Origin of the sequence: Methylobacterium indicum, from assembly GCF_017347565.1 — a bacterium.
GTDB classification, from domain to species: domain Bacteria; phylum Pseudomonadota; class Alphaproteobacteria; order Rhizobiales; family Beijerinckiaceae; genus Methylobacterium; species Methylobacterium indicum.
Genome location: NZ_AP024145.1, coordinates 5,132,377 through 5,147,063, shown reverse-complemented (window position 1 = coordinate 5,147,063; position 14,687 = coordinate 5,132,377). Strand labels below are relative to the sequence as shown.

Here is a 14,687-nt window from a genome sequence, read left to right as displayed (position 1 = left end):
CGCGGGCGTGCAACCCGCAGAGCGCTCACGGACGCGAGAGCGAGCCGACCGACCATGCCCGGTCGTGGACAGGTCCGAGGAACCCGGAGGACGGGACGGATACACAGTTTTTTCTTAAAACCTGCAGAGTTTCACTTGATGAGGGCGCGTTTCGCCCGATATGCCGGGACGACTCGGATGACGCCGGGTCTCTCAGAACGGGATGGAAGCTCGTGTCGGACGTCAACCTGGAGCAGCAGACTGAATTCGTCGGCCTCGCGGCCGACATCGTCTCGTCCTATGTGGCGAACAACAATCTTCAGGTCGCGGAACTGCCGGCTCTGATCGCCTCGGTGCACGCGTCGTTGGCCGCGCTCGGCCGGCCGGTCGAGGCGCCGGTCGAGGAGACGCGGGCGACACCGGCGCAGATCCGCAAGTCGGTCACCGCGGACCACCTCATCAGCTTCATCGACGGCAAGTCCTACCGCTCGCTCAAGCGCCACCTCACCTCGCAGGGCCTGACCCCCGCCGAGTACCGCCAGAAGTTCGGCTTGCCGCACGACTATCCGATGGTCGCGGCGAGCTACGCCGCCCAGCGCTCGGCTCTGGCCAAGAGCCTCGGCCTCGGACAGCGGCGGCGCGACGCCGCGGCGGCGGCCCGCGGGGAGGCCGCACAGGAGGCGACCCAGGCCGAGGCACCGGCCGAGTCACCGGCCGACGAGGCGGCGCCGGAAAAGCCCGCCCGCCGCCGGTCGCGCAAGGCGGCCGAGTAGGATGGAGCTCGCCAATCCCTGGCGTCCGCCGCACGGGCGGCGCCTGCCGTCGCGGGAGCGGATGCTGCTTCTCCTCACCGGGGCCGCCATCGCGGCGGTCGGCGTGGTCCTGTCGGGCGGCGAGATGCTGGGACATTGGCTCGGATGACCGGCCGCTCGCACGGTGGTGCGACCATGGCCGCCCTCGTCCTGATCGGAGGAGCGCTGATCGGGGGAGCGTCGGTGACGGGCCTCGGGGCGGCCGCCGCGCGGGAGGCGGGGGCGGCCCCCGCCTCCGCGGCGGCGGTCATCCGGGCCTGCACCGGAAAGGCGCTGCCCGAGTACCGCAAGGGGGCCTGCCTCGACGATGCCGCCAAGGCGCTGCGGGAACGGCTCGCCGCGGCGGTCGAGCGCAAGCTCGCCGCCATCGCGGCCGTCGCCACCCGCTCGCCGAGTCCCGGGAGCCTGGCCGGCCGGGAGGATGCGGAGACCTGGCGCAAGGCGTTCCAGGCCGCGCAGGGCGCCTGGGAGGATTATTTCCGGCGCCACTGCGACGGCCTCTACGACTTCGACTACCATGGCGGCTCCGCGGCGGGGCAGCTCGCCTCGGAATGCAAGATCCGGCTGCTCGCGGCCCGGATCGACGAGGTCGGCGGCGAGGCCGCGAGCCGCCAGGGAGGCCGTCGATGACCGCGCCGCTGACCTTCGAGGACGACGTCGAGGCGCGGCTGGGCGCCCTCGAGCTCATCGTGGCCGCGCTGCTGCGGGAACGGATGACCCGGGATCCGGACGCCCGGGAGACGGTGCTGGAGGAGGTGCGGCGCGAGGCGAGGGTGCCGACCCCGCCGACGCCCAAGACCGAGGCGGCCCTCGCCAAGGCGCTCGCCCTCGCGGAGATCATCCTGGCGCCCTGACGGGCCCAACCTGGCGCCCTGACGGGCGCAACTCGGCGCCCTGCGAGACGCGACTCGACGCCCCGACGGACGCGAAGCGGAGCCTGCAGGACGCGCGTCGACATACGCCCGAAGCGCTCCCGGGCCGGACGCGAGAAGGGCCGGTCCCGTCGGACCGGCCCTTCTCGCGTGAGTATCGAGGAGGCGTGACCGAGCGAGACCGCCCGGCCGCTCCCGATGGCCGTACCGGCCTCAGTATCCGTAGCCGTAGGAGACGCAGGTCCCGTAGACGTCGTCGTAATAGGCGTAGGGACCGCAGCCGGCATAGGAGACGCCGTAGCCGCCGCCATACCCGCCATAATAGCCGACATTCGAGAGGCCGTAGCCGAGCCCGAGGCCGAGGCCGACCCCGGCGAGCCCGTAGCCGAGACCACGCCCGTAGCCGCCGCGATAGCCGTAGCCGCGATACCCGCCGTAACCGCCGCGGTAGCCGCCGAACCCGACGCCCCGGTAGCCGCCACGATATCCGCCGAGGCCGCCGCGGTAACCGCCGCCGAACCCGACGCCGCGATAGCCGCCGCCGAGGCCTGCCCCCCGGAAGCCGCCACCCAGCGCACCGCCGCGGAAGCCGGCACCGCCGAGACCGCCGCGGAAGCCGCCGCCTCCCAAACCGCCGCCCCGGAAGCCGCCACCCCCGAAACCACCGCCATGGAAGCCGCCCCCGCCGAAGCCGCCACCCCGGAAGCCGCCGCGGGCATCGGCCCCGGCGGTGGACAGGGCGAGGGCGCCGGCGGCGAGGGCGGACGCGAGAACGAGATGCCTCATGGCACCACCTCCTGATCGTGAAGAAAGGGTTTCCTTCAGGGGCGGACAACGCCGACCCGCTGGAGAGGTTCGGAGCCGTGCCGTCGCGCCTCGCCGGCTCGCGGGTTCGTGACCGAGGGGCGAGGCCACCGCGGACGGGCTGCGCCCGCTGGGACCGTCTTCCGACCGGATCGCACCGCAAAAGACGGACGATTTCGCGACTCGCCCGGCAGAATATACATTTCCAAAAATCGCCGTATGAAAACAAAATTTCTGCTTTTATAAAAAATCGACTGCGACCGACGATTCGCAGTCATCGAAATCATATCTCTATTTTATATTGGGGATCACCATGTCCGCTTGTGCCATGCTCACCTATAACAACGTCACGCCGGCCGCTTGGGCGTGCGGAGTCCAGTTCGCGGCCGATCACGGGGTGCAGATCACCTCGAACCAGGGCAGCGCCACGGTCTCGGGCTTCACGCTGGCGTGGAACTACACTCCGTCGGCGCAGACCGTCGCGCTGCAATGCACGGACAGCCCGTGGTGGGCGCCGTGCTCGACCATCAACAGCTTCATCGATAATACCGTGCACAAGTGTCTGGACCAGAACAACGTCGTCATGGCGGCGACGGTCTGAGCCGGGGCGTACGGCGGTGAGCGCCGTCCCCGAACGAGGACGGCCCGACGCCGCGGCGGCACACGAGGAGGCGCTCGGCGCCTTCTCCCGTCGGCTCGCCGAGGCACTGGACCTGCCCGGCCTCCCCCGCGCGGCGGCCGAGCGCGCGGCCGTCGATCCCCTGTACCTGCACGGGCTGGTCGCCCGGCGGGACGCGCCCGAGGCCGTGGCCCGGCTGATCGCGGAGCCATGCGGGACGAGCCTGCCGAAATGGGCGCCGCGCCCGACGCCGGTGCTGATCGCCGGGGCCGCCTACGCCCTGGCGCGCTGGGCCGCCGCCGGTTTCGGGCAGGTGAGCCCGGAGACGGCCGAGCGCCGACGCCGGGCATGCCTTGCCTGCCCGGAGTTGCGCGCGCCCGGCGGGCGGGCGATTCACCGCCTCGTCGGCGCGACCGGCGGCGTCTGCCGCCTGTGCAGTTGCGCCGTCGAGCGAAAGGCGATGCTCCCGACCGAGAGCTGCCCGGCGCCGGCGCCGGACGACCCTGCCCTCAGCCGCTGGGGGGAGCCGCGCGGCTGAGCGCGGCCCCCCGCCGCCGCCCGGCGCGACACGGCCTGGATCGGTGGTGCCGCCTCGTCGCCACCGGACCCAGGACCGCTTCGGCGCATGATGCTCAGCTCCCGCGATGCTCAGCCCCGATGGGTGACGCGCGGCGCGTCGAGCACCGGCCAGGGCCGCGCCGCCTCGTAGGCGCGGGACGCCGCGAGCACCCGGGCGTCGGCCCCCATCGGCCCGACGATCTGGAGGCCGACCGGCAGCCCCCCGTCCGTCAGCCCGCAGGGCACGCTCGCCGCCGGCTGGCCGGTGAGGTTGAACGGGTAGGAGAACGGCGTCCAGTTCAGCCAGTCGCCGCCGAAGCGGCCGTCCGGCGGCGTCAGGTTGCCGGCCGTGAAGGTGGGGGTGGCGAGCGACGGAGTGAGGAGCAGGTCGTAGGTGCGGTGGAACCGCGCCATCGCGGTGAACAGCGCGCCGCGGGCGTTGAGGGCGGCGACGAAATCCGGCGCCGCGATCTGCCGCCCGCGCTCGGCCGCCGCCCTCAGGGCCGGCTCGACGAGGTCCCGCCTGTCCTCCGGGATCCCCCGCAGCACGCACCAGGCACCGACGAGCCAGATGCCGTTGAGGGTCTCGACCGGATCGGCGAAGCCCGGATCGGCCTCCTCCACGGTGGCGCCGAGATCCGCGAAGGCCTTGGCCGCCGCCTCGGTCAACCGCGCCACCTCGGGGTCGACGCCTTCGGCGTAGCCGAGCCGCGGACTCCAGGCGATCCGCAGGCCCCGCACCCCGTCCTCGAGGCCGTCGAGGTAATCCGGCGGCTCGGCGAGCGCGGCCGCCATGTCGCGGGAATCGGGACGACTGATCGCCTGCATCATCAGGGCGGAATCGCGCACGCCCCGGGTCATCGGCCCGAGATGCGCCACCGGCCCGAAAGGCGAGGGCGGGAAGGCCGGCACCCGGCCGAAGCTGGGCTTCAGCCCGTAGATGCCGCAGAAGGCGGCCGGAATGCGGATCGAGCCGGCCCCGTCGGTCCCGATATGCATCAGCCCGAGATTGAGCGCCGCCGCCGCGGCGGCCCCGGCCGAGGAACCGCCGGTGGTCTTCCGCGTGTCCCACGGGTTGCGGGTCGGACCGGTCTGGGTCGAGTCACCCAGGCCCTTCCAGCCGAATTCCGGCATCGTGGTCTTGGCGAGGGGAATCGCGCCGGCCTCGATCAGGCGGTCGACGATCGGGGCGTTCTCGGTCGCCGGGGCGTCCGAGGTGGTGAGCGAGCCGCGCCGCATCGGGTGGCCGGCCCAGGCGATGTTGTCCTTGACCGTGAAGGTGAGGCCGTCGAGGGGGCCGCGGGGCTCTCCCTTCGCCCAGCGCGCCTCGGAGGCGGCCGCCGCCGCCATCGCGCCGTCGCGGTCGACGAGCACGAAGGCGTCGAGGTCCGGGCCGTGGCGGTCGATGCGCGCGAGGGCGTCGGCCGCCACCTCGCGGGGCGACAGGGTCCGGTCGCGGTAGGCGTGGAGCGTGGCGGTGCCGTCGAGGTCGCGGATCTCGGTCATCGAATCTCCCTTCGGTCGCATCATGCGAAATCCGACGGATCGCCGCGCGATGCGGATTTCGGCTTCGCTCGATCGCCGCGCGGGCTCGTGATCCGATGTCCGAAAAAAATCGTCCGGAAATCGGATCACGCCGCCGGGTAGGTGCGTCCCTTCCAGGTCGCGACCCCCGCTCGGCGCGGGCGCAGGAGCGCGTTCCATTGCAAGGCCAGCGCCAAGGCCACGGTGAGGGGATGGAGCGCGATCGTCCAGGGGTCCTCGCGGGTGGCGAGCGTGATCGCCGCGCGGGTGGCGAGCGACAGGGCGAGCGCCGCCGCGGCGAGCGGCAGGCCGTCGGCGCCGAGAAGCGCCGCGATCACCAGGAGCAGCGGCAGGACGTGGCCGCCGCCGAGCAGCAGGGTCCAGACCGGGAGCGCCCGGGGCGTCGCCATGCCCTCGTGGGCGTTCTTCGAGAAGCCGGCCCAAGCCTGGGAGAAATCGGTGTACATCCGGCAGGTGGCGAGGTCGGTCGCCGCCACGAGGTCGGTCCTCAGGCCGGCGCGGCGAAACACCCGGGGCAGGCGCACGCCGTCGTGCAGGCTCGCCCGGATGGCGCCATGGCCGCCGACCCGGCGATAGGCCTCGGCCTCCACCATGACGATCTGCCCGCAGGCCGCCCCGAGGCCGGGATCCATGAGGCGTCGCATCAGCGGGATCGGCAGATAGCCGAGGAGCACGAAGTTGATCATCGGCACGGTCAGGCGCTCGCCCCACGAGCCGGTGACCTGCCGCGGCACGCCGCTCACCAGGGCGGCCTTCGCCGTCGCGCCCGCCAGCGCCGCGGCGCCCCCGGGGGCGAGGCGCACATCCGCGTCGATGAACAGGAGATGGCGCCCGGTCGCGGCCTGCCCAAGGACGTGGCAGGCGTGGTTCTTGCCGGTCCAGCCCGCCGGCAGGGGCGGCACCGCGATCAGGCGCAGGCGCGGATCCCGCGCGGCGATCTCGGCGACGATCGCCGCCGTCGCGTCGGTCGAGTGGTCGTCGGCGACGATGACCTCGATCGGGACGCCGGTGCCGGCGAGCGCCGCCTCCAGGGTCGGGCGGATGTTGGCGGCCTCGTTGCGGGCCGGGATCAGGATCGACACGAGGCCGTCCGGCGCCGGCGCCCCGGGAGGCCGGCGCAGGGCCAGGAGGTTGGCGAGCGCCAGGACGGCCGGCAGCAGCGCCAGGGCCAAGGCGAGGCAGGCCAGGATCGTCACGGCGCCCGGCCCTCGCGATGGCCGGCGACGAAGCGGCGCCCGGTCAGCATCGCCGTCAGCCGGTGCCAGGCGTCGTAGACGCCGCCGACGCCGCGCTGTCCGTCGACGAGCGGGGTGAAGCGGGCGGGATCGCGGCTGCGCACGTCGGCGCCGAGGCGGTCGAGGGTCGCGGTCAGGTCGGCCTCCAGGCGGGCGAGGCGCTCCGGGCGGGGCAGGGCGAGGAGGTCGCGGGCGGGGATCCCCGGCCCGAAGGCGGCGCAGGCCTCCGCCCCGCGCTCCTCCCAGAAGGCGTAGTCGAGGGCGAGCGGCACGACCAGGGCGTCGGGCGCCAGCTCGGCCAGCCGCGCGACACCGGGGCGCAACCCCAGGGGCCGTTCGCGCACGTCGCAGAAGCGCCCCTGTGCGGTGATCCACATCACCCGCCCCGGCCGCGCCAGGATGGTGCGCGAGGCGGCCATGAAGGCGGCGGCCCCCCGGGGCGAGTCGAGATCGACCCCGAAGGCGCCCATGCGGGAAAAGATCCGGTAGCGGGCGAGCATCGCGGCGTCGAACGGCGCGTAACTCTCGGCGGCGGGAAAGAAGCGCTGCGCGAGCAGGATGATGATCGCGGCATCCCACCAGGCCGGGTGGTTGCAGTAGATCACCACCGGCCCGGCGGCGGGGAGCGCCGGGGGCGCACCCCAGCCGGCGATCCGCACGGCGTTGAGGTGGCGCCGCACGTAGCGGGCGAAGTACACGCCCATGAAGCGCCAGACGGCGGGGGAGCGGGCCGCGACCGGATCGGGCGGCAAGCCCCGCCCGCTCACGAGGCCGCCTTCAGGTCCTCGGCGGTGCCGCGCGCATCCTGGTCGAGGGCGTCCGCGGCGATCCAGCCCGACATCATCACCATCGGCATGCCCGGTCCCGGATGGGCGGCACCACCCGCGAGGTAGAGGCCGCGCACCTCCCGCGAGCGGTTGCCGGGCTTGAACGCCCCCATGATCCGGCCGTGGGAGGCCAGCCCATAGATCGCGCCGTTCAGCACCTTGTAGCGGGAATGGATGTCCGCCGGGGTCAGGTGGCGCTCGACCACGATGCGGTCCTCGATGTCCGGCATGCCGGCGGTGCGCTTCAGCTTGTCGAGGATTTTTTGCCGGTAGGCCGGCAGCATCTGCGACCAGTCGTGGTGCGGGCGGAGATACGGCGTGTGGACCAGCACGTAGAGCGCCTCGCCGCCCTCGGGCGCGACCGAGGGGTCGGTGACGCTGGGTGCGGCGAGATAGGCGGTCGGGTCCGGCGCCGGCTCGCCCTTGCGGTAGATCGCGTCGAACTCTTCCTCGGGGTCGCGCGAGAACACGAAGTCGTGGTGAGCGAGGTGGTCGTAGCGCTTGTTGAGGCCGAGATACAGCACCACGCCCGAGCAGGCCGGCTCGAAGCTGCGCTTCTCGTAAGTGCGCCCGACCTCGCCGCCGACGAGCTCGCGGTAGGTGCGCACCGCGTCCATGTTGGAGATGACCTTGTCGTACGGCACCACGCCGCCGCCGACCCGCACGCCCTTCACCGCGCCGTTCTCGATCGCCACGCCCTCGACGTCGCTGTTGGGCTTCAGGGTCGCGCCGAGGTCGCCGGCGAGCTTCATCAGCCCCTCGGCGACCGCCCGGGTCCCGCCCATCGGGTACCAGACGCCGTCGGCGGTCTGCATGTGGGCGATGGCGCAGAGCACCGCCGGCGCGCCGTAGGGCGAGGAGCCGACATATTGCACGAAGTGGTCGAGCATCTGGGCGAGGCGCGCATCCCGCACCTTGCCCCGGATGGTGCCGGCGACCGAGGCGTGCATGCGCAGCGAGAGCACGTCGCGCAGGGTGCCGGGATTGAGGTTGGCGCGGATGTCGATCGTGTCGAACAGGTCCTGCACCGGCTTCCAGAAGAAGAACTTTTCCGAGACGCCGTGCAGGTGCTCGGAGAGCGCGAGGAAGCGCTCGTAGCCCTCGCCGGCCTTCTGGCCCGGGGCGAAGCGGTCCATCTCCGCCGCCATCGCCTTGACGTTCTCCATCAGGTCGATGCGGCTGCCGTCGTCGAAGAAGCAGCGCCATTGCGGATCGAGCCGGCGCAGGTCCATGTAGTCGTGCACCGAGCGGCCGGATTCGGCGAAGATGCGCTCGAGCACCCGGGGCACCGTGAGGATGGTCGGCCCCATGTCGAAGCGGAAGCCGCCCTCGTGCAGGACCGCGGCCTTGCCGCCGATCCAGGCGTTCTTGTCGTAGAGGGTAACGTCGTGGCCGCGCGACGCGGCCACGCAGGCCGCCGCCAGACCGCCCAAACCGCCGCCGACCACCGCGACCGAGGACCCCGCCATCATGCCTCTCCCGAGCGGGCGAGAGCGCCCGTTCCGGACAAGCTAGGCTCGGGGAGAGGCGGGTCAACGCGCGGGCCACGGCGCAAGTTGCCGCGCCGGAGGCATGCCGTTCGGTCAGGGACCCCGGGACGACCGGGCGGGTTGACCCGCAAGAGAGCGGCCCCACGGCCGCACCGGAGACCCGCCGCCATGAAGACCGTTCTTCATAAGACGCCCCTCGTCCTCGCCGGCCTCCTCGGCCTCACCCTCGCCGGCCCGGCTTTCGCGCAACAGGCCCTCGACATCACGGTGAGCCCGCGCGCCGCGCCGGCCGACCCGCTCTCGACCGGAAGCGTCCGGCCGCTGCGCCCGAACCCGAACGTCACGCCGAGCAACCCGATGGGGGTCGTCGGATTCGACGGTCCGCCCGGCGGCACCACCAGCGTGATCGGCGACGACGAGCCGCTGGCCCCCGGCTCGCCCGCCGCGACCCCGGACGCGCCCTTCGCCCGGCCGTGACGCGGACGACTCGGAAACCCGTGGCGAGGTCAACCGGCCCGCGACGTTTTCGCTGGGGATCCGGTTGACTCGTCACCGCGCCGCCGGGTAAGTCACGCGCCTCCGCACGGGCGGTGCTCCGCATCGCCCGGCGTCGGCGTTCGCCCAGGGTGGTTCCCATCCCGGACGGGCGCCGCGAGCCCGCTTTTCCATCCGCGCCCGGGCGTTCCGGCGCACCGACGTGAGACCAGACCGATGAAGATCCGCAACTCGCTGAAGTCGCTCCGCGGCCGGCACCGTGACAACCAGCTCGTGCGCCGCAAGGGCCGGGTCTACGTCATCAACAAGACCCAGAAGCGCTACAAGGCCCGCCAGGGCTGAGGGCGTGCATGGCCTGCGGCGGGGGACACCGCGGCAAGCCATCGCGTTGACGGGACCCCACGAGCGCCGGACAGTACCGGCATGCGCCGTCCCTCTCTTCCGATCCGCATGAAAGCCGGCCTCCTCGGGGTGCCGGCTTTCGTCGTTCTGGCGATCCTGCCCGCCGCGGCCCCGGCGCTCGCGGCCCCGGACGGGGCCCGCAGGGACGCGGCCAAGGAGGCCTCCAAGGAGGCGCCGCGCCCGCCCGTCACCCTCGACGACCTCTACGCCCGGCTGAAGGCCGCCAAGGACGACGGCGAGGCCCGCGGCGTCGCCCAGCTGATCGAGCGCCGCCTCGACCGTTCGGGCAGCGACACCGTCGACCTCCTGGCGAGCCGCGCCGCGGAGGCGATGCAGGCCAAGGACTACCCGCTGGCCGTCGAGCTCCTCGACCGGGTGACCGTGCTGGAGCCGGGCTGGGCCGAGGGCTGGAGCCGGCGCGCCACCGCCTTCTTCCTGCTCGAGGATCAGGCGAGCGCCCTCGCCGACCTGCACCGGACCCTCAGCCTCGAACCGCGCCACTTCGAGGCCTGGGCGGCGCTCGCCCACATCTACATGTCGAACGACGACAAGACCCGGGCGCTCGCCGCCTTCCGCCGCGCCGAGGCGATCTATCCCCGCATGGGCAAGGTCCACGACGCGATCGAGCGCCTCGCCCCCGACGTCGACGGTCGCGACCTGTGACCGACCGGCCGTCGCGCCGGTCCCGAGGACGGATCTTCCGCGTGCTGACCCTGATCGCCGGCCTCGCCGCCGGAACCGTGCTGACGCTCGTCGCCGCCGGCCTCCTGGCGACCTGGATCATCACCCTCGTGGTCGAGGTGCGCTATCCTCCGGCGGGCCGCCGGGTGGCGGTGGAGGGCGGGCATCTCGCGGTGCTGGAGGCCGGCCCGGGCGAGGGCGCACCCAGCCGAGGCACCGTCGTGCTCCTGCACGGGGCCTCGGCCAACGCCATGGACCCGATGCTGGCGATCGGCCGTCGTCTCGCCGGCGACGGCTTCCGGGTGCTCTCCTTCGACCGGCCCGGCTTCGGCTACAGCGACCGCATCGCCCCGGACGCCGCCTCGCCGGCGGTGCAGGCCCGGCTGATCGCCGAGGCGCTGGCGGCGATGAAGGTCGGCCCGGCCCTGGTCGTCGGCCATTCCTGGTCCGGCGCGCTCGCCACCGCGCTCGCCCTCGACTTTCCCGAGCGCGTCGCCGGCCTGGCCCTGCTCGCCCCGGTGAGCCATCCCTGGCCGGGCGGCTCGGTCGGGGGCTACGCCGCCTGGTACCGCTCGCTTCCCGGGCGGATGCTGCTCACGCTCGCCACCTACACGGTCGCGGCCCCCCTCGGGTACACCTATCTCGATCGCTTCGCCGAGGCGGTCTTCCGCCCGCAGGGCCTGCCCGCGGGCTACCTCGACGGGGCGCGGGTGCCGCTGGTGCTGCGCCCCGCGACCTTCGCGGCGAACCTGCGCGACCTCGACGGGCTCTACGGCTTCCTGCAACGGCAGAGCCCGCGCTACCCCGAGATCACCGCCCCGACCGTGATCGTCGCGGGCGACATCGACCCGGTGGTGAAGACCGACATCCACGCGAGAGCGCTCGCCCGCGAGGTGCCCGGCGCCCGGCTCGTGGTGCTGCCGGGCGTCGGCCACATGCTGCAGTACATCGCCGCCGATACGGTGGTGGCGGAGGTCGAGGCACTGGCGGCGCGGGAGCGGGTGGGGGCGGAGTAGAAGATCGCTCGCGATTGGCGAACCGGGAGCGGTCCGCCATGATCGGCCGCATGGACGATGCCATCACCACCGTTTTCGCGCCGTTGATCGGCTTGCCATGCTGGGGCGTCGAGCGCGGGCAAGGCAGCATCCTGTCCTTCGAGTTCGGATCACCCCGCCTCTTCGTTCGCGAGCCGTATGTCTCGACCGCGTCCTCCGCCAAGTTGCGAAGATCCGCTGCGCAGCGGGTCGTCAAGCCGGTCGGAGAGTGGAACCTCTTCGTCTTCTGCTGCCACTGGCGCATCGTGACGTCCGGGGAGATCCCGGCCGATGACGATAGTACATCCGCAGGGATTGAAGCTGCCGCGCAGGCGATGGATGGGCAGAGGCTGACGGCATTCGCGCTCGATGCCGCCTCTCGGCAGGCCGCCTTCTCGTTCGACCTCGGCGCGCGCCTGACGACATGGCCGTACGAGGCGAATGACGACGAGCAGTGGTCCCTCTACATGCCGGGCGAGCGCGTTCTGACGTATCGCGCCGACGGCCTCGCCAGCCTCGGTGCCACCGACGTGAGGCTGGAGCAGGAGATCTGGCAGGCCGTCGCACGGGACGTCATGATCTCAAAAGAGCAAAGATGAAGGCGGCTCGCCGGACGGCCAAGCCGCACCGACCTCATGCCTTCGCCGCGTGCTCCGGCGTCACGGTCGCGATGCGCAACAGGTTCGTCGCCCCCGGCGTGCCGAAGGGCAGGCCCGCCACCACGATCACCCGGTCGCCGACATCCGCGAACCGCTCGCGTACCGCGAACTTGCAGGCGCGGAACGACATGTCGTCGATGTCGCTGGCGTCGTTGGTGACGATCGGGTGGGTGCCCCAGGCGAGCGCGAGGCGCCGCGCCGTCTCACGCTTCGGGGTCAAGGCGATCACCGTGGCGTCGGGCCGGGCGCGGGCGAGCCGGAGCGCCGTCGAGCCGGAGGCGGTCCAGGCCATCACGGCCTTGAGCCCGAGCGTGTCGGCGATCTGGTGGGCCGCCGCCGCGATGGCATCGGAGGCGGTCGATTCCGGCTGGTTGCGCTGGGCCGCGATGATCGACCAGTAGATCCCGTCCTGCTCGACCTGCTCGGCGATGCGGTTCATGGTCGAGACCGCCTCGACCGGGAAGGCCCCCGACGCGCTCTCGGCCGAGAGCATCACGGCATCGGCCCCCTCGTAGACCGCCGTCGCCACGTCCGAGACCTCGGCCCGGGTCGGCACCGGGGCGGAGATCATCGATTCGAGCATTTGCGTCGCCACCACCACCGGCTTGCCGAGGCGGCGCGCGCCGCGGGTGATGCGCTTCTGCACGCCCGGGACCTGCTCCAGCGGCATCTCGACCCCGAGGTCGCCGCGGGCGACCATCAGCCCGTCCGCCACCGCCATGATCGCGTCGAGGGCCGCCACGGCTTGCGGCTTCTCGATCTTGGCCATCACCAGGGCGCGCCCCTGCGCCACCGCCTTGACCTCGACCACGTCCTCCGGCCGCTGCACGAACGACACCGCGATCCAGTCGGCGCCCGCCGCGAGGCCAGCCTCGAGGTCGAGGCGGTCCTTCTCGGTCATCGCCGCGACGGGAATCGTGGTGTCGGGGAGCGACACACCCTTGCGGTTCGAGATCTTTCCGCCGGTCACCACCCGGGTCACCGCCCGGCCGGGCGCGACCTCGGTGACGACGAGGCGCAGCTTGCCGTCGTCGACGATCACCGCGTGGCCGGGCTCCAGCGCCGAAAGAATTTCCGGATGGGGCAGGTGGACCCGGGTCGCGTCGCCAGGCGTCGGATCGTCGTCGAGGACGAAGCTCTGGCCGTTCTCGATCATCGCCGCGTCGGCGGCGAAGCGGCCGACCCGGAGCTTCGGACCCTGGAGATCGACCAGCACGGCGATCGGCCGCTTCAGCTTCTGCTCGATGCCCCGGATCGTCGCCACCCGCTCGCTCAGCCGCTCGCGGGGCAGGTGGCTCATGTTGATGCGAAACACGTCGGCGCCGGCGGCGAACAGCGCCTCGATCACCGCCGGATCCTCGGAGGCCGGGCCGAGGGTCGCGACGATCTTGGTGCGGCGGGCGCGCTTCATGGGGGTGTCGTCCGGGGATGAGCGATGGGGGAGGATGGACCGTACGGAAAGCCGGTTGGCGGGCCGGGGTCAATTGGCGTTTTGGGGCCGAGTGCAGGTCTCGAGTGACGGGCTAGGATGGCCCGAGTACCCTTGTGGTCTCTGGTCCGACGCGATTTTCGTAGATACAAAAACCATGACGATCGTGTTCGACGAGCCGAAGCGTCAGGCGCACCTCGCGAAGCGTGGCTATGACGTCGCCGCTTTCGAGCGCTGTTTCGACCGTGAGAGCGCGATGGAGGCCCCGACGCGGCCGAGTGAAACAGGAAGGCCCCGCTTCAACCTCATCGGTCACTGGAACGACGAGATCGTCGTCCTGGCCGTCGTGTCACCTCTCGGCAGCGCGGCTTTGTCCCTCGTGAGCCTGCGCGCTGCGAGCCCGAAGGAAAGGAACGCTTATGCCCGCCACCTCGAAGGCTGACGCGAATCCGCCCACTTACACGCAAGAGGACTGGGATGCCGTCGATTCTCCCGAAATGACGGATGAGGAACTGGCTCAGTTGCGCCCCGCCCGGGACGCCCTTCCTCCCGAGGTCTACGCGGCCCTCCCGAGCCGCGGCGGCCGGCCGCGCGCCGAGCGGCCCAAGCAGCTCGTGAGCCTGCGGCTCGACCCGGACGTGGTCGAGACCTTCAAGGCGACGGGACCGGGCTGGCAGACCCGGATGAACGCGGTGCTGGCGGAGGCGGCGCGGAAATTGCGCGAGGCCTGACCCGTCGCGGGCTTCGCGGGCGGCGATCGGACCCGCTCGCTGCTGAGAGTGTCTTGCATGGCCGGGATGCCCGATGAGCCTGATCGACAAGGAGCGCACGAAGCTGACGGCGACGTATTTGAACACGGCAGCGGGCGGACTGTTCACGGCCGGCGTCATAGCGCCCGTCGTGGCGGCAACGTTCGGCGTCTCGGGAGCGGCGGGCGGCCCCTCCGCGTTGACACTGGCCGGCGGCGTCGCGATCTTTCTTGGATGCAGCGTCGGCCTTCACCTTCTGGCCCGCACCGTTCTGAAGGGGCTCAAGCCGTGACCGACATCCAGATCGTCGCCTTCATCGTCACGCCGCTGATGGCGCTCGCGGTCGGCTGGGGGGTCGCCTATTGGGCCCGGCACGCGAGTTGATGGTCTTCGTGCCCTACAACACCTACGTGGTGCTTCCGACCGTCGTCCTGGCCATGGGCTATGGTACGATGCGCCTCAACGAGCGCGAGACGCGGTCCGGCCCCGTCGAGCGA

General features: G+C 72.1%; 20 protein-coding genes. 14 read left to right on the top strand and 6 right to left on the bottom strand.

The annotated features are described in order from the left end of the window. Positions 1-212: 212 nt before the first annotated feature. From miv_RS23920 to miv_RS23905, 4 genes are read left to right on the top strand one after another with little or no spacing between them, the layout of a single operon-like run. Positions 213-752: a Ros/MucR family transcriptional regulator gene (locus miv_RS23920; RefSeq protein WP_244748676.1), complete on the top strand. Its 540-nt coding sequence runs from the start codon at positions 213-215 to the stop codon at positions 750-752. 1 nt (position 753) lies between these two features. Next, positions 754-900, top strand: coding sequence for a hypothetical protein (locus miv_RS23915; protein WP_158004075.1), 147 nt, complete (start codon positions 754-756; stop codon positions 898-900). After that, complete coding sequence (locus miv_RS23910) at positions 897-1,421, top strand: lysozyme inhibitor LprI family protein (RefSeq protein ID WP_244748674.1); 525 nt, start codon at positions 897-899, stop codon at positions 1,419-1,421. The genes miv_RS23915 and miv_RS23910 overlap by 4 nt, the downstream gene beginning before the upstream one ends. Next, positions 1,418-1,645, top strand: coding sequence for a hypothetical protein (locus tag miv_RS23905; protein WP_048430412.1), 228 nt, complete (start codon positions 1,418-1,420; stop codon positions 1,643-1,645). The genes miv_RS23910 and miv_RS23905 overlap by 4 nt, the downstream gene beginning before the upstream one ends. A 231-nt stretch (positions 1,646-1,876) precedes the next feature. Here miv_RS23905 and miv_RS23900 read toward each other — a convergent pair whose 3' ends face one another. Continuing rightward, entirely contained in the window at positions 1,877-2,449 is a 573-nt protein-coding gene (locus tag miv_RS23900) for a hypothetical protein (protein ID WP_048461245.1), read from the bottom strand. Between the two features lie 346 nt (positions 2,450-2,795). Between miv_RS23900 and miv_RS23895 the strand changes: the two genes are divergently transcribed. Further along, on the top strand, positions 2,796-3,068 hold the full coding sequence (locus miv_RS23895; RefSeq protein ID WP_048461246.1) for a hypothetical protein: 273 nt from the start codon (positions 2,796-2,798) through the stop codon (positions 3,066-3,068). A 16-nt stretch (positions 3,069-3,084) separates the two neighbouring features. Further along, complete coding sequence (locus miv_RS23890; protein WP_048461247.1) at positions 3,085-3,624, top strand: hypothetical protein; 540 nt, start codon at positions 3,085-3,087, stop codon at positions 3,622-3,624. A gap of 110 nt (positions 3,625-3,734) precedes the next feature. Here miv_RS23890 and miv_RS23885 read toward each other — a convergent pair whose 3' ends face one another. The 4 genes from miv_RS23885 to miv_RS23870 all read right to left on the bottom strand — a co-directional run bounded on the left by miv_RS23885 (position 3,735) and on the right by miv_RS23870 (position 8,723). Further along, positions 3,735-5,150: an amidase gene (locus miv_RS23885; RefSeq protein ID WP_207179301.1), complete on the bottom strand. Its 1,416-nt coding sequence runs from the start codon at positions 5,148-5,150 to the stop codon at positions 3,735-3,737. Between the two features lie 125 nt (positions 5,151-5,275). Continuing rightward, on the bottom strand, positions 5,276-6,385 hold the full coding sequence (locus miv_RS23880) for a glycosyltransferase family 2 protein (protein ID WP_048427563.1): 1,110 nt from the start codon (positions 6,383-6,385) through the stop codon (positions 5,276-5,278). After that, positions 6,382-7,128, bottom strand: a complete 747-nt coding sequence (locus tag miv_RS23875) for a lysophospholipid acyltransferase family protein (protein WP_207183612.1) — start codon at positions 7,126-7,128, stop codon at positions 6,382-6,384. The genes miv_RS23880 and miv_RS23875 overlap by 4 nt, the downstream gene beginning before the upstream one ends. Before the next feature lie 59 nt (positions 7,129-7,187). Next, a complete protein-coding gene (locus miv_RS23870; protein ID WP_058618795.1) occupies positions 7,188-8,723 on the bottom strand; it encodes a phytoene desaturase family protein in 1,536 nt (511 codons plus the stop codon). Between the two features lie 186 nt (positions 8,724-8,909). Between miv_RS23870 and miv_RS23865 the strand changes: the two genes are divergently transcribed. The 5 genes from miv_RS23865 (at position 8,910) to miv_RS23845 (ending at position 11,952) form a co-directional block, all read left to right on the top strand. After that, complete coding sequence (locus tag miv_RS23865; protein ID WP_048427565.1) at positions 8,910-9,218, top strand: hypothetical protein; 309 nt, start codon at positions 8,910-8,912, stop codon at positions 9,216-9,218. Positions 9,219-9,452: 234 nt separating this feature from the next. Then, positions 9,453-9,578 carry a type B 50S ribosomal protein L36 gene (gene ykgO, locus miv_RS23860; protein ID WP_012334921.1) on the top strand — a complete coding sequence of 42 codons (126 nt, stop codon included), beginning with the start codon at positions 9,453-9,455 and terminating at the stop codon, positions 9,576-9,578. A gap of 81 nt (positions 9,579-9,659) precedes the next feature. Continuing rightward, positions 9,660-10,301 (top strand): tetratricopeptide repeat protein, encoded by a 642-nt coding sequence (locus tag miv_RS23855; protein WP_048427566.1) that lies wholly within the window; start codon positions 9,660-9,662, stop codon positions 10,299-10,301. Positions 10,302-10,342: 41 nt separating this feature from the next. Next, entirely contained in the window at positions 10,343-11,335 is a 993-nt protein-coding gene (locus miv_RS23850; protein ID WP_244748672.1) for an alpha/beta fold hydrolase, read from the top strand. Positions 11,336-11,373: 38 nt separating this feature from the next. Further along, complete coding sequence (locus miv_RS23845) at positions 11,374-11,952, top strand: hypothetical protein (RefSeq protein WP_207179299.1); 579 nt, start codon at positions 11,374-11,376, stop codon at positions 11,950-11,952. Between the two features lie 34 nt (positions 11,953-11,986). On the opposite strand, the gene pyk is transcribed toward miv_RS23845, so the two are convergent. Further along, the gene (gene pyk, locus miv_RS23840; RefSeq protein WP_058618799.1) at positions 11,987-13,423 is read right to left on the bottom strand and encodes a pyruvate kinase; all 1,437 of its coding nucleotides are present in this window, start codon (positions 13,421-13,423) and stop codon (positions 11,987-11,989) included. A 175-nt stretch (positions 13,424-13,598) separates the two neighbouring features. Between pyk and miv_RS23835 the strand changes: the two genes are divergently transcribed. The 3 genes from miv_RS23835 to miv_RS23825 all read left to right on the top strand — a co-directional run bounded on the left by miv_RS23835 (position 13,599) and on the right by miv_RS23825 (position 14,482). Further along, entirely contained in the window at positions 13,599-13,883 is a 285-nt protein-coding gene (locus miv_RS23835; protein ID WP_207179297.1) for a BrnT family toxin, read from the top strand. Continuing rightward, positions 13,861-14,172, top strand: a complete 312-nt coding sequence (locus tag miv_RS23830; RefSeq protein ID WP_207179295.1) for a BrnA antitoxin family protein — start codon at positions 13,861-13,863, stop codon at positions 14,170-14,172. Before miv_RS23835 ends, miv_RS23830 begins: the two co-directional genes overlap by 23 nt. A gap of 73 nt (positions 14,173-14,245) precedes the next feature. Then, complete coding sequence (locus tag miv_RS23825; RefSeq protein WP_207179293.1) at positions 14,246-14,482, top strand: hypothetical protein; 237 nt, start codon at positions 14,246-14,248, stop codon at positions 14,480-14,482. Positions 14,483-14,687: the final 205 nt, after the last annotated feature.

Excerpts from the sequence above, each read along its gene's own strand:
- miv_RS23845 (WP_207179299.1), top strand. The coding sequence starts at position 11,374 with ATGATCGGCCGCATGGACGATGCCATCACCACCGTTTTCGCGCCGTTG.
- ykgO (WP_012334921.1), top strand. The coding sequence starts at position 9,453 with ATGAAGATCCGCAACTCGCTGAAGTCGCTCCGCGGCCGGCACCGTGAC.
- miv_RS23875 (WP_207183612.1), bottom strand. The coding sequence starts at position 7,128 with ATGGGCGTGTACTTCGCCCGCTACGTGCGGCGCCACCTCAACGCCGTG.
- miv_RS23915 (WP_158004075.1), top strand. The coding sequence starts at position 754 with ATGGAGCTCGCCAATCCCTGGCGTCCGCCGCACGGGCGGCGCCTGCCG.
- miv_RS23905 (WP_048430412.1), top strand. The coding sequence starts at position 1,418 with ATGACCGCGCCGCTGACCTTCGAGGACGACGTCGAGGCGCGGCTGGGC.
- miv_RS23830 (WP_207179295.1), top strand. The coding sequence starts at position 13,861 with ATGCCCGCCACCTCGAAGGCTGACGCGAATCCGCCCACTTACACGCAA.
- miv_RS23855 (WP_048427566.1), top strand. The coding sequence starts at position 9,660 with ATGCGCCGTCCCTCTCTTCCGATCCGCATGAAAGCCGGCCTCCTCGGG.
- miv_RS23895 (WP_048461246.1), top strand. The coding sequence starts at position 2,796 with ATGCTCACCTATAACAACGTCACGCCGGCCGCTTGGGCGTGCGGAGTC.
- miv_RS23825 (WP_207179293.1), top strand. The coding sequence starts at position 14,246 with ATGAGCCTGATCGACAAGGAGCGCACGAAGCTGACGGCGACGTATTTG.
- miv_RS23900 (WP_048461245.1), bottom strand. The coding sequence starts at position 2,449 with ATGAGGCATCTCGTTCTCGCGTCCGCCCTCGCCGCCGGCGCCCTCGCC.
- miv_RS23885 (WP_207179301.1), bottom strand. The coding sequence starts at position 5,150 with ATGACCGAGATCCGCGACCTCGACGGCACCGCCACGCTCCACGCCTAC.
- miv_RS23910 (WP_244748674.1), top strand. The coding sequence starts at position 897 with ATGACCGGCCGCTCGCACGGTGGTGCGACCATGGCCGCCCTCGTCCTG.
- miv_RS23865 (WP_048427565.1), top strand. The coding sequence starts at position 8,910 with ATGAAGACCGTTCTTCATAAGACGCCCCTCGTCCTCGCCGGCCTCCTC.
- miv_RS23870 (WP_058618795.1), bottom strand. The coding sequence starts at position 8,723 with ATGATGGCGGGGTCCTCGGTCGCGGTGGTCGGCGGCGGTTTGGGCGGT.
- miv_RS23835 (WP_207179297.1), top strand. The coding sequence starts at position 13,599 with ATGACGATCGTGTTCGACGAGCCGAAGCGTCAGGCGCACCTCGCGAAG.
- pyk (WP_058618799.1), bottom strand. The coding sequence starts at position 13,423 with ATGAAGCGCGCCCGCCGCACCAAGATCGTCGCGACCCTCGGCCCGGCC.